This is a genomic window from Clostridium sp. TJA038 (assembly GCF_058310255.1).
In genome coordinates this window covers 1-14,132 of sequence record NZ_JBZEFA010000009.1, presented here as the reverse complement: position 1 = coordinate 14,132, position 14,132 = coordinate 1, and the positions used below count along the sequence as shown (strand labels likewise).

Below are 14,132 nucleotides of genomic sequence, written 5' to 3'. Positions count from 1 at the left end.
ATTTAGTTATGTTGTGATTAAAATATTAAGTTATATTTATTTTTTTGGTTGTTTTTTTATTTTTAAAGTTAAAGCTAAAAGAATTAATGCTATTACTGCACCTACTATTATGAAGATGAATGCACCATTCCATCCAAAGTTATCTGCTATCATACCTAGTACAAAATCTGCCATAAATTCTCCAAGAAGGTAACCACAAAGTCCTGAGAAACCAGTTGCAGAACCAACAGCGAAATTAGGAACAACATCTATTAAGTTCATTCCAATTAATAATTGAGGTCCGTATATAAAACATCCTATAAAGGCAACAGATACCATTGTTACTAAGGTACTATTTGTTTGCCAGTAAGCTACTGTAGCAAAGATAACTCCTATCATACATAATATGCTAAGTGGAGCACGCTTTCCTTTAAATAAAACATCTGAAAGCCATCCAAGTAATATTGAAGCTGGTATTGCAGCGTATTCAAATAGGAACATTGCCCAGTTTGCATTAGCAGCTGAAAATCCCTTTGATTCTTTTAAGTATATAGGAATCCAGTTAACAACACCTTGTCTTATTAAGTAAACAAATATATTAGCTAAAGCTAAGTACCAAACATATTTATTCTTAAGAACATATTTAACCATTATTTCTTTTGAAGATAAAGTTGTAGGATTAACTTCAGCTTTAACTTCTGGATAATCATTTCTATATTCTTCAACTGGAGGTAATCCAACAGAGGCTGGAGTATCAGCTCCAATTACATAGCAGAATAAAGCTACTATTGTACATATTATTGCTGGTACAAAAAATATTGATTGGAAATGGTTTTGTCCAAATACTAATAAACATAAAGTTGCTATAGGAGCTATTAAACCTCCACCTATATTATGAGAAGTATTCCATATTCCCATTTTAAGTCCTCTTTCTTTTTGAGAGAACCATTTACCTAATACTATTGAACAAGGGGGAGCACCCATACCTTGGAAGAAACCATTAAATACCATAAGTATTAAGAATATTGGAACTGTATGAGCAAATCCCATTAGAACGCTTAATACTGATGATGCAATAAGTCCAAAACATATAAATTTCTTTACATTTGATTTGTCTGATAAGTTTCCTAAAATAAACTTGCTTAAACCATATGATACAGCAAGTCCCATGCTTATAAGTCCGATTTGTGTTTTTGTAAATCCATAGTTTTCAATTAAATATGGTGATGCTACAGCAAAGTTTTTTCTAACTAAGTAGTAACCTGTATATCCAATAAATATCATAAGAAACATACGAATACGGTATGCTTTGTATACTGATGATACTTTATCTTTTGGAAGTCTAGGTATTGCTGGAGCAGGGCTAAAAAATCCAAACATTCTATAATCCTCCTAGTTGTATGTTATACCTGTTAATGTTTTCAAAAAACAATTTACTTATTAATAATAAAATAAGAATTAAACAATAAAATCTCTTAAATGTTTCACAAATGTAACATTTAAGAGATTTAGAGTATAACTTAGAAAAGGTTTATTTGTAATTAAATGAAATTTGTTAATTAATTGGTTTAAGTGTTATTAATACTTATTTTTGCATAGTATTTTCATTATCTTTTCTCTATCTTCAGCAGCTAAATAAAAGCTATATTTGTCATATATTTTAAATTGAGAAGTATCAAAATTTTTAGTTGAAATAGCCTTTGAAAATTTTGATAAATCCTTTGAAGTTTCTTTAGAAAGGACGAAGTCTATAAAATTTTTAGCTATTTTTTCATGTTTTGAGTTTTTTATTAAGGCTATGGAATCTATATTCCAACCAGCATTTTCAGGGACAATGCTAATAATATTATCAGAAGATTTATTAGCTATTAATTGGTCGCTTAAAAAATTTATGGTAAGTAAATATTCTCCTGATGAAACTCTCTGAATTGAATTAAAGCCACTTATTGTTGAAGAAGATACATTTTTGTTTAAATTATATATAAAATCTTTAAATTTTTCTTCACCTAAGCTTTGGTAAAGGGAAGCCATTAAGGTATAGCCAGTACCAGAGGTTTGAGGGTTTGGAAGAATTATTTTTCCTTTAAATTCTTCTTTTAGTAAGTCCTCTATTTTTTCAGGGTAAGGAGTAGAAGAATCAAAGTATTCATTCCAAAGAGATTTATTTATTCCTATAGATAAAGGTGTTATTTGAAATCCAGTCCAATATCCTCTTAAATCTTTATACTTAGAGGGAATGTTATTAGACCAAGGAGAATTATATTCTTCTAGGGCATTATATTTTTTTAATATTTCATAACTGTCACAACTTCCACCTATAAAAATATCTCCTTGAGGGTTATCTTTTGTATCTAGTATTCTTTGAACTGCCTCCTCTGTAGGAAGTTTTATGTATTCATATGTACAGTCATATTCACTTTTGAATTTTTCAAGAAGGTATTTACCTTCCTCTTCTCTTAATGAACCGTAAACAACTATATGATTCATATTAGCTGTACTTAAAGCTTTTTCTTTTTTTATAATATGTAGTTTTGCAATTAAAAGTAATATTACTAATATTAATATTAAGGTGATTTTTTTATTCAAAAATTTCTTCATTTAAATTCCCCTTTAAATAAATATTTTTACCATTTTCATCACCAAGATACTGTATTATTACATAGTCATTATAAACATCAATATAGAAGGTATTGTTAGATAGTTTTCCTTCTTTAGCATATCTATATAAAGTTAAATGATGCTTTGGCATTTCGCTTAAATCAGTTTTTAAAAAATCTTTATTATCTTTCATAAGTCTTAAATTTTTAAAATCTTCTAGAAGAAGTGTTTTAGATTCTTTTGAAAGGCTTTTTGTTAAATTATCTTCTTTATAAGTTATTAGATTTTCAGAACTTGATAATATATATTCTAGGTTGTTTAAGGTATAAAAGGCCTCTTTTAAATTGTTTCTAAGCATATTTATTAAAGAGGAGTTGTTAGAATAAATTTCTCCATTTAATTTTAAGCTATTTGAAATTTCAAAAGGTGTTTTTTCTCCGTTTAAGTAATGTATTTCTCCTGATATAAATAGGGTATTTTCAAGAGGAAGAGTTTCTTCCTTTGATGAGTTTTTTGAGCATATTTTATTGAAATACTTAATAAGTTCATTAAGTTTTGATTTGTTATATATAACAGTACTTCCTAGGTAAGGACTAGATAGAATAATTCTATCTGGAATTTTTATATCTAAATCTCCCTTGTTTTCATGAGAACTTTTAACGATAGTTAAAGAGTTATAAAGATTACTTGAATAATAAGTATAACTTACAAGAATTATGATTATGAGAGATAGATATATAGCTAGTATATTTTTAAAGTTTTTACTCATTAAGTTACATCTCCTTAGGAATAGTATTTTTTAGGTAAAAAGAAAGAGTTACTTTAGTTCCTATATCTAAAGTGCTTTCTATAAAAAATCCATAACCTTGACTTTCCATAATATCTTTGCAGATTTTTAAACCTAAACCATTTCCTTTAGGATTTGTATATTCATCCTTAATTATAAAACCAGTTCCATCATCCTCTATAATAATCTCCATTTTATCTTTAAATCTTAAGGAATATATTTTAAGAGTTTCGCAACCACTATATTTTATAGCATTATCAATAAGATTTATAAAAACTTGTTTTGTTTTATTATAGTCTCCATAAATAAAGAAGGATTCATAATTTTTTATAACTTTAATATCATAGTTTTCAAGTTTTATCTTTAATATTTTAAGACAATCCTCTATTAAAGATTTTACATCTATATAGGTATATTCTATTTCAAAGGTATTTTTATTGCTCTTAGCTAAAAGTAATATTTCTTCAACTAAATTTAAAAGTCTTTTTCCCTCTTTTTCTATAATATTTGAACTTTGAATTATCTTTTCCTTATCATCTAATTTAGGAATTATTTCTGAAAAACCTATTATGGCAGTAAGTGGAGTTTTAAATTCATGAGATACATTATCAAAAAATTTTTTTTGATGAAGTTTAGCAGATTTAATTTCATTTATATATTTATCTAAATTTTCACTCATTATATTAAAAGTATTTGCTAAATCTTCCACTTCATCTCCACTTGTTATATGAAGTTGTTCCTTAAAATTTCCTTCAGATATATTTTTAGATTTTTGTTTTAATATAACTAAGGGACTTACTAGCTCCTTAGCAAAAGTGTTTATTAAAAATATAGCAATTAATAAGGCTATTAATCCACTTACAAAAAAGATTGTTAATGTGTTTTTTAAAATTTCATAGGACTCTGTATTTATTAAAATAAGTCTAATTGCACCATAATTTTTTCCTTTATAACTTATTGGACTTGATAAAAAGAGTGTTGGTATGTTATCTATTTTTTCTAAAATATAAGCTCTATTACCTTCTAAGGCTTCGTTTATATCATTACCAAATAGTGAAACTTCATCTGAAGAAGAATCATATATTATTTGAGCAGAGTTACTAAGTATTTGTATCCTTACATTATATTTTTCACTAAGAGTAGAAGCTATAAAGGGTGCATTATCCCTTAATATATCCTCTTTATCTTCATTTTTATTTGAGGATAAAAGATTTATAATATATGATTCTGTGGTTCTGCTTTTATCAAGCAAGTATTCAATAGAGTTATTTATTAAGTTTTTATTTAAAGCGTTATAAGTTATTATAAATATAAAAATTATTATAGGAGTTAATATTACAAGATTAGTAATAATAATTTTTTGTTTTAAATTTATTTTAATTATTTTATTTTTCATCTAGTTTATAACCAGCCTTATATAAGGTTTTTATGTAGTTTTGGCATGGGCCTAATTTTTTTCTAAGTCTTTGTATTAAAATATCAACTGCTCTAGTTGTTCCTTCAAAATCATATCCCCAAACTTTATTTAAAAGTTCTTCTCTTGAAAAGACTTTATTTTTATTTTTACAAAGGCATCTTAAAACTTCAAATTCTTTAAAGGTTAAATCTATATAATCTGATTTAACAAGCGCTTTTCTTTCTTCTAGCAAAAGAGTTAAATCTCCAACTTTTAAATCCTTTACTTTTTTCTTAGAATTATTTGAAATATGTTTTTTTACTATATTTATTCTAAGAAGTAGTTCTGTACTATTAAATGGTTTTGTTATGTAGTCATCTGCACCTAACTGAAGACCTAAAAGCTTGTCATTTATATCACTTTTTGCAGTTAGCATTATTATAGGTATATCATCTATGTTTTTAATTTTAGGTATTAGGTTAAAGCCACTTATATCTGGTAACATAGCATCTAAAATAATTATATCTGGCTTTTCCTTTATAACTAATTCTAAGGCATCTAAAGCATTTTCAGCTGTTATAGGGATATGACCTTCTATTTCTAAGTTCATTTTTATAAGCTGTAAAATACTTATTTCATCATCTACAACTAAAATTTTCATAACTGTTATTCCCCCCTTATTAGAATTTACCAGTAATTTTAATCTTAGTACAAAAAGATTACTTATTAATTGTACTATATTAAATTTATTCTTAAAGAGTAATTTAATAATTTTGTTCATAAAATAAACAAAAATTATTCACTATTAATAATATAAATAAATTAAGACTTATTAATACCTATAAATCTTTAATTTTCATATTTAAAATTTTACGTTCTTCTATAAAATAAAAAAATAATTTTTAAAGGTAATTGAAAATATTACAAAATAAAACTATAATGTAAATTAATGTATGAAAATTAGGGGGTGTTAGAATGCTATCTTATGAATTTCTATTTGATTTAGCACTTATTCTTATTAGTACAAAGCTATTTGGCTTAATAACTAAAAAAATCAAAATGCCTCAAGTTGTTGGGGCTCTTTTAGCTGGGGTTATACTAGGGCCTGCTTTTTTAAATGTTTTATCAGAAACTGAATTTATTCAGAATCTTGCAGAACTTGGAGTTATTATACTTATGTTTACAGCAGGATTAGAAACAGATATAAAGCAATTAAAAAAGACAGGAAAAGCATCATTTATAATTGCTATTTTTGGAGTTTTAATTCCTCTTTTAGGAGGATTTATAGTTGCTACTTTATTTAATAAGGGAGGAGACTTTAATACTGTTTTAAAGAATGTATTTATAGGAATTATATTAACTGCTACATCAGTAAGTATTACTGTTGAAACCTTAAAGGAAATGGGAAAGTTAAACACAAGGGCAGGAAATGCTATTTTAGGTGCAGCTATTATTGATGATATTTTAGGTATTATAGCACTTACTATAACAACTAGTTTAGCTGACCCTAGTATTAATATAGCTTTAGTCTTATTTAAAATAATTTCATTCTTTGTTTTATCATTTGTTTTAGGATATTTATTCCATTGGGCCTTTGCAAAATTAGATGCAAGATATAAAAAAGATTTAAGAAGATTTGTAATTTTAGCCTTTGTTTTTTGTCTTTTACTTTCATTTTCAGCGGAAGAATTTTTTGGAGTTGCAGATATAACAGGAGCCTTTATAGCAGGTCTTGTACTTTCTGATTCAGAAAGAAGTACTTATTTAACTTCAAGGTTTGAAACCTTGTCATATATGCTTTTATCACCTATATTCTTTGCAAGTATAGGAATAAAGGTTAAGATAACATCTATGAGTAGTGCAATATTTATCTTCACCATATGTCTTCTTATAGTTGCGATATTAACTAAGGTTTTAGGCTGTGCCTTTGGAGCTAAGATGTGTAAGTATGAAAATAGAGATGCTGTTCAGATAGGAGTAGGAATGGTATCTAGGGGAGAAGTTGCACTTATAGTTGCTAATAAAGGAATAGCTATGGGGCTTATGGTTCAAGAGTTTTTAGCACCAATTGTTATAGTAGTTGTATTAACCACTATATTAACTCCTATATTGCTTAAGTTAGTATTTACTAAATCAAAGAATAAAAATTCTAAAATTCTTTTAAGGGCTTAATTTTAAAAGTTATAAAACTATTATTTTTTATTAATTTATTTTTAAAATTATCTGTTAAAAATATAAATATTAAAGATTTTTAATAAGTAAATTAGTTAGATTATCAACTAGTGATTCCAATCCTTTAAAATTAAAGCTTCTAGTATTAATATAATTTATATAATTATATAAGTACTAAAGCTTGAGTGTAGATTAAATCTACATTGAAACTTAAGTATTTGTATTTACTTTAGGAGGTAGTACAAATGAGCAAAGAAATAATTGATGTTGAAGTAGAAGAATATATACCATTTAATGATGCAGCAGATATGAAAGAGTTTAGAAGATTTCTTAAACAATATGGAATAGAAGATGGTTTAGAGGATGTTACATTAGAATATACTAAGAAAAAATTAGAAATGTTACTTGCTTTAGCTGATTCAGGAGAAGATGAAGAGTTAAGAGAGCATAAAGATATATTAAAAAGACTTTTAAATAACTTAAAGGGTGATAAAGCTAAAAGAGAAGCTATGAAAGCCTTATATGAGGTTTATAGAGAATATGAAGAATTAACAGGTTCTGAAAAAAATGATTTAATAGATACTAAAGAATTAGATCAAAAAATAAAAGAAGCTTTAAAGAAATATAAAAAATATGAGCATTTTAAAACTCATGAAGAGCAAATAGCTGAAAAGTGGATAAGAGAACTTAAAAAAGAAGCTATAGAATATAAAAAACAATACAAGGAATTAAAGAAAGATATAAGAAGAGATTTAAAAAATTTAGATAAATAATTTTATTTTAATAGTTCTAACATTTAAATTGTTAGAACTATTTTATTTTTTAAATAAAAAAAGGATTCTTAAAAGAATCCTTTGTGGTTGCGGGAGCAGGACTTGAACCTACGACCTTCGGGTTATGAGCCCGACGAGCTACCGACTGCTCCATCCCGCGTCATTAAAATTTATCTACTACTCTTTAACTATACTTTAATATATAATTAAAGTCAAGGAAATTAGATATTTATTATATTTTAATTTGCATAAGTACTTAGAACTTTCTCTTTTGTGATATATAATAAATATAAGGACGTATATTATTTTAATTTTTTATTCAGGAGGAGAAATGTTTACCAAAGGTTTTGACGAGGCATATAATAGGGCTTTAGAACTTCAAGAATTATTTTATTTTGAAAAAGAAAAATATTGTGAAGAGCTAAAAAATGAAAATAGGGATATAAAGCACTTAGTTAACAAAATAAATGAAGAAAAAATATATATATTAGAAACACTAGTACCTAAATATGCTAAGAATATGAGTATTTTAGAGAGACAAAGTATAAAAGCTACTTTAGGAGAAGAAGTCAGTAGTGAATATATAATAAAGGATTATAATATACGACCTATTAAAGACTTACTACTGATAGATTATGATGAAAAGTCTATTGTAAAAAATTTAAAAAATCCTTTTGTTAAGATTTTCAAGATAAATAAAATAAATAAAAACTTAGATGAAGAAGCTATGGAGATACAATGTGCAAGAGATGAGATGAAGGATATATATTCTCTTGCAAAGGAAGATAAATTAAAGTTGATTAAAATTTATAAGTTAATATGTTCAGCTACTAATCTAGGAGAAGATGTTGAGGAAAGATTTAGAGATTATATTCCTATGATACAAAGTAGCAGATTAATTTATGGTGATTGTAATATTGAAAAGAGAAGCTATAAAATAGGAAATCTTATAAGATGCTATGAAGGGATAATAAAGTTTTTAGTTAAGTTATGTGAAACACGGTATAGAAAAGTTGAAGGAAATAAGGTTAAGTATATAAAGGATTCTTTAATTGATGAAAATTTAGAGGAACTAGCATTGTGGAAAGAAGAATTTAGTGAAATTTAGTTAAAGAATTTTATATCTTTCTTTTAATTTATAATCAACTATAAATTTTTGTGTATTTATGCAATATGTGTTTAAAACATAGAGAATAAAGAAAAAATATGTAGATTTTATTGAATTTTTAACCAGAATATGATAATGTCTACATATAGTAAATACTTATAGCGTGGTAGTATTTATTTTGGATTTGGTTGAAGAAGAATTTCTTCAGCCTTTATTTTTTTATATAGAGTTTTTACATAAATTTAAAATACAGTAGATTGTGATATTTTATTTATTTATTATGAAAAGTCATTATAAATGCCTATTTTAAATCATATATTCTATAAAGATTATATAAGTAGGGAGGAGATTTTTTATAATGAATACTATAAGTAATATATTACAATCTTTTTTAACGCAAAATATTTTAGGTTATGTTGGGATAATTTTAATTTTACTTCTTATATTTGTAGGATTTAACTATAATATTAGGGTTAAGAAGAAGTATGAACATCTTTTAAAAGCTTTTAAAGAAAGTGAATGGGTTCCATCTTTAAAAAATAAGGATGAAAAAGAACTAAAATTTCTAAATTCAGAACTTAAAAAAATGGCAGAGGATTTTAAAAGAAGTGCTAAAAGTGGAACTTACAATATAAATACAGAGGTTATTATACAAAAAAACATAGATAGAAAAATATTAAAAGAAGAAAGTATTGCAAATATCTTACCTTCTATATCTATTGCTTTAGGACTTATAGGGACATTTTTAGGTCTTACTGTAGCTATTATGACAACTACAGGAGTTTTATCTTCAGGAACTCAAAGCATGGCTGATTTTTCAAAGAGTATGAATATGCCTTTAGGCAGTATGTCTAGTGCTTTTTGGACTAGCATTCTAGGGGTTATTGGCTCTGTAATCTTAAATGGATTAAATATAAATTTAAAAAGGGCTAAAGAAGATTTTTATGATGTTTTTGAAGATTATCTAGATAATGTATTATTTTCAATTTATATAGAATCAGATAAAGAAGTTATTACTTCTTTTTTAGGAGAGGCATTAAATAGTTTTTCACTTAAGTTAGATAATATTTTTAATAAAGGAATAAATAATTTAGCTGAAAGTATAAATAAAAACACTATAGATATGACAGAAACTTTTAAGGGGATGAATAAACATATAAGTGATTTAGAAACAATTGTATCATATCTTAGAATTTCTGTTATGGGAATTAAAGGGCCAATAAAAGGCTTTGGAGAGGATTTAGAAAAGTTTAGTAAGCTTAGTTTAGATTTTTGTAATTCAGTAAGTTTAAGCAATAATAAATTTTTAGCTACTTCTAATAAACTTGAGGAAAGCTTGAAAGATTTATCAAAAGCTATAAATGATAATAGGAGAGACATAAATAAACTTTGTATGAGATTGGAAACACAGAGTAATGAATTAAGAAGGGGATATAATACCTTTAAGGATACAATAAATTATGTAAAAGAGGAACAACAAAAGAATAATGAAGTCATTTCAAGACAAATAGTAAATTTAAAGGAAGGTTATAGCAAATTTGAAAGAGGAATAAATAAGTTTTCAGATAATGTTTCTAACATGAAAAATGAGGTTGCAAATGGTATTTATTATGCTATTCAAAGAGAAACTCAAGAACTTTCATCAAATATAGTTAATAAATTAAATGAACCTTTAAGAGGAATAAGTATAGTTACGGAAGAATTGAACAATAGAAATAGAGAACTTGGAAAATCCTCTTCAGATTTTACTAAAGATAAAAAAGAGCTAGGTAGGTGTTAGAAATGAAGGTTAGAAGAAGAAAGTATAAAACAGAACAGGAAGTTCCTTCTTATTGGCCTTCCTTTGTAGATATAATGACAACAGTTACCTTAGTTTTTTTCTTTATACTTTTAACTTCCTTAGGAGTTTCAAGCATATTTGTAGATAATATAGCTATTGAAAGAGAAAATATTTATGACAAGATACAAAGTGAGCTTAATCAATATGAAGTTAATGAAGAAGTTATGAATTTTAATAGGGAAGAAGGAAAATTTGATATAAAAACAGAAACCTTTTTTGATAGTGATAGTTCGGTTTTAAAATCTGATGGGAAAAAGTTAGCTTCTGAACTTGGAAACATATTTTTAAAGTTATTATCTAATGAAGAGATAAAAAGCAATATAGATTATATAGAAATTGTAGGGCATACAGATTTTGCAGGAGGTACTATTTATGGTAGAGAATTATCTACGAAAAGAGCTATAAGTTTTTTAAATGAAATGGTGCCTGAAAATAGTGAACTTGAGAATCTTCATGGAGAAAAATTTAAAGCTTCAGGTATGTCAGAATTTGAAAATTATAAATCTAAGGAAGAAAGAGATAGAGGATATGATGAATATGATATAGAAGAAACTAAAAAAGATAGAAGAATTGAGGTTAGAATGGTATTTAGTAATAAGGATTTAGAAAATGCCATAAAAGAAAGAAAAAAATAATTTTAATGTTTTATTAAAATGATTATTTAAAAATATTTAATATTTTTAAATAATCATTTTTTTATTTCTATATGATAGAATATATTTAATTTGAATGGAGGGAATTATATGAAAAAAGAAAAAATATTAACATTGTTAATTGTAGTTTCAATAAGTTCAAGTTTAATTATTAGTGAGAAAAATGTTTATGCTAATGAAGTCAACTCGAAAAAAGAGAATACTAGCTTAACATATGATGATAAAAAGAATGAAAATACAAATGGAAATTTAGAAAGTGGAGATAAAGAAAATCCTGTAATAGAAATTCCAGATGCGAATTTAAAGAAGTTGTTAAATGAAACTTTAAATGAAACTTTAAATGGAACTTTAAATAAACCTGTTGATTCTGATATAACAAAATCTGAGTTAGAAAGTATAAAAGAAATAGAAGGCGAGTATAATGATATTGAAAGTTTAGAAGGACTTCAATATTGTATTAATTTAGAAACAATACATTTAAACCATAATAAAATAAAAGATTTAACGCCTATTGCCAATTTAGAAAAGTTAATTGATTTAAAACTAGAATATAACGAAATAAGTGATTTAAAACCAATATCTAATTATAAAAATTTAAAACTTTTAAAAATGAGAAATAATCAAATAAGTGATTTAAAACCAATAGCAAATATTGATACTTTAGTTGATTTATCTTTACAAAAAAATAATGTATCAGATATAAGTTGTTTAGGAAATTTAAAAAGCTTAAAAAATTTAAATTTAGCTGATAATAAGATAGATGATATAAGTATATTAAAAGATTTACCTAGTATTGAACATTTGCTTTTAGATAATATGCTTACAAAGGATATAGATGTTCTATCTAATTTAAAAAATCTTCGTTTTTTAAGCCTAGATAATATAGGCTTAGATAATATAAAAGTAATAGAAAATTTAGAGAAATTAGAAACAATTCATTTAGCTAATAATAATATTACGAATATAGATTTTTCTAAACTTAAAGAACTAAGGTATTTGTCTGTATATGGTAATAAAATAAGTGATATAAGTTCTTTGTCTAATCTTTCCAAGTTAGAAAGTTTATACTTAGGTAAAAATAGAATTAGTAATCTTACACCAATTACTAATTTAGAAAGTTTAAAATGGGTTTCAGCACAGGATCAAGAAATTTACTTGCCAGAAATAACAACTTATGAATCTTCTGTAACTATAGACAATATACTTAGAGGATTTAATAATAAAATAGTTGAACCAACAAGCATTAATGAAGGTACATATAATAAAGAGGGAAATACTGTAACATGGAAAAATATAAACAAAAGTGAAATGAGAAAATATGAATTTAGAGAAGAATTTAAAATAGGAAGAGATAACGGAGTTTTTTCAGGGGTAGTTTGCCAAGATGTAATACGTAAATATAAACCTGTTATTAAAGGTGTAGAAGACATAACAATAAAACAAGATACATATTTTGATCCTATGAAAGGTGTTACTGCAAGTGATGAAGAAGATGGAAATTTAACTAAGGATATAAAAGTTACAGGAACTGTTGACACTAAAGTCCCTGGCAAATATGAATTAACATATACAGTTACAGATTCAGATAATAATACTGTAACAGAAAAAAGAATAGTAACTGTTTTACCTAAGTTAACAAATGTAAATCATGTACCAGTTATAAATGCAGAAAATAAAGTATTAACTGTAGGAGATAGCTTTAATCCATTAGAAGGAGTAACTGCCTATGATGATGAAGATAAAGAAATTATATTAAACAAAGATAATATAGTATCTAATACTGTTAATACAGAAAAGGCAGGTACTTATGAAGTAACTTACAAAGTAACAGATAAAGACGGTGCATCAACAACTAAAACAATAACTGTTAAGGTAAATCCAAAGCAAGAAGTAATAAATCATGTACCAGTTATAAAGGCAGAAAATAAAGTATTAACTGTAGGAGATAGCTTTAACCCTTTAGAGGGAGTAACTGCCTATGATGAAGAAGATAAGGAAATTAAATTAAGTGAAGATAATATAGTATCTAATACTGTTAATACAGAAAAGGCAGGTACTTATGAAGTAACTTACAAAGTAACAGATAGCAATGGAGCATCAGCAACTAAGACAATAACTGTTAAGGTAAATCCAAAACAAGAAGTAATAAATCATGTACCAGTTATAAAGGCGGAAGACAAGGTCTTAACCGTAGGACAATCTTTCAATCCTTTAGAAGGAGTAACTGCTTATGACGAAGAGGATAAGGATATTAAATTAACAGAGTCAAATATAATCTTTAATGATGTTAACATGGAGAAAGCTGGAACTTACAAGGTAACTTATAAAGTAACAGATAGCAATGGAGCATCAGCAACTAAGACAATAACTGTTAAGGTAAATCCAAAACAAGAAGTAATAAATCATGTACCAGTTATAAAGGCGGAAGACAAAGTCTTAACCGTAGGAGAATCTTTCAATCCTTTAGAGGGAGTAACTGCTTATGATGAAGAGGATAAGGATATTAAATTAACAGAAGCAAATATAATCTTTAATGATGTTAACATGGAGAAAGCTGGAACTTACAAGGTAACTTACAAAGTAACAGATAGTAATGGAGCATCAGTAACTAAGACAATAACTGTTAAGGTAAATCCAAATCAAGAAGTAATAAATCATGTACCAGTTATAAAGGCAGAAGACAAGGTCTTAACCGTAGGAGAATCTTTCAATCCATTAGAGGGAGTAACTGCTTATGACGAAGAGGATAAGGATATTAAGTTAACAGAGGCAAATATAATCTTTAATGATGTTAACATGGAGAAAGCTGGAACTTATAAGGTAACT

General features: G+C 26.0%; 11 protein-coding genes and 1 tRNA gene. 6 read left to right on the top strand and 6 right to left on the bottom strand.

Annotation, left to right across the window (positions count from 1 at the left end):
• Positions 1-36: 36 nt before the first annotated feature.
• From AC4FQV_RS10720 to AC4FQV_RS10700, 5 genes are all read right to left on the bottom strand, one after another.
• Positions 37-1,359, bottom strand: a complete 1,323-nt coding sequence (locus AC4FQV_RS10720; protein ID WP_491140336.1) for an MFS transporter — start codon at positions 1,357-1,359, stop codon at positions 37-39.
• 198 nt (positions 1,360-1,557) lie between these two features.
• Entirely contained in the window at positions 1,558-2,577 is a 1,020-nt protein-coding gene (locus tag AC4FQV_RS10715; RefSeq protein WP_491140335.1) for an ABC transporter substrate-binding protein, read from the bottom strand.
• Entirely contained in the window at positions 2,558-3,346 is a 789-nt protein-coding gene (locus AC4FQV_RS10710) for a DUF3919 family protein (protein WP_491140334.1), read from the bottom strand. The genes AC4FQV_RS10715 and AC4FQV_RS10710 overlap by 20 nt, the downstream gene beginning before the upstream one ends.
• 4 nt (positions 3,347-3,350) lie before the next feature.
• Positions 3,351-4,760: a sensor histidine kinase gene (locus AC4FQV_RS10705; RefSeq protein WP_491165478.1), complete on the bottom strand. Its 1,410-nt coding sequence runs from the start codon at positions 4,758-4,760 to the stop codon at positions 3,351-3,353.
• Positions 4,750-5,421, bottom strand: a complete 672-nt coding sequence (locus AC4FQV_RS10700; protein WP_491140332.1) for a response regulator transcription factor — start codon at positions 5,419-5,421, stop codon at positions 4,750-4,752. Before AC4FQV_RS10700 ends, AC4FQV_RS10705 begins: the two co-directional genes overlap by 11 nt.
• Before the next feature lie 314 nt (positions 5,422-5,735).
• Between AC4FQV_RS10700 and AC4FQV_RS10695 the strand changes: the two genes are divergently transcribed.
• Positions 5,736-6,932: a cation:proton antiporter gene (locus tag AC4FQV_RS10695; protein WP_491165477.1), complete on the top strand. Its 1,197-nt coding sequence runs from the start codon at positions 5,736-5,738 to the stop codon at positions 6,930-6,932.
• Positions 6,933-7,177: 245 nt separating this feature from the next.
• Positions 7,178-7,705 carry a hypothetical protein gene (locus AC4FQV_RS10690; protein WP_491140330.1) on the top strand — a complete coding sequence of 176 codons (528 nt, stop codon included), beginning with the start codon at positions 7,178-7,180 and terminating at the stop codon, positions 7,703-7,705.
• Positions 7,706-7,789: 84 nt separating this feature from the next.
• Here the strand turns inward: AC4FQV_RS10690 and AC4FQV_RS10685 are convergent.
• A tRNA-Met gene (locus AC4FQV_RS10685) sits at positions 7,790-7,865 on the bottom strand.
• Positions 7,866-8,036: 171 nt separating this feature from the next.
• On the opposite strand from AC4FQV_RS10685, the gene AC4FQV_RS10680 reads away from it, so the two are divergent.
• The 4 genes from AC4FQV_RS10680 to AC4FQV_RS10665 form a co-directional block, all read left to right on the top strand.
• Positions 8,037-8,813: a hypothetical protein gene (locus tag AC4FQV_RS10680; RefSeq protein ID WP_491140328.1), complete on the top strand. Its 777-nt coding sequence runs from the start codon at positions 8,037-8,039 to the stop codon at positions 8,811-8,813.
• Between the two features lie 358 nt (positions 8,814-9,171).
• On the top strand, positions 9,172-10,593 hold the full coding sequence (locus AC4FQV_RS10675; protein ID WP_491165476.1) for a synaptonemal complex protein 1: 1,422 nt from the start codon (positions 9,172-9,174) through the stop codon (positions 10,591-10,593).
• Positions 10,594-10,595: 2 nt separating this feature from the next.
• Positions 10,596-11,288, top strand: a complete 693-nt coding sequence (locus AC4FQV_RS10670; protein WP_491165475.1) for an OmpA/MotB family protein — start codon at positions 10,596-10,598, stop codon at positions 11,286-11,288.
• Between the two features lie 108 nt (positions 11,289-11,396).
• On the top strand, positions 11,397-14,132 hold a 2,736-nt coding region (locus AC4FQV_RS10665; RefSeq protein ID WP_491165474.1), incomplete at its 3' end, for an immunoglobulin-like domain-containing protein.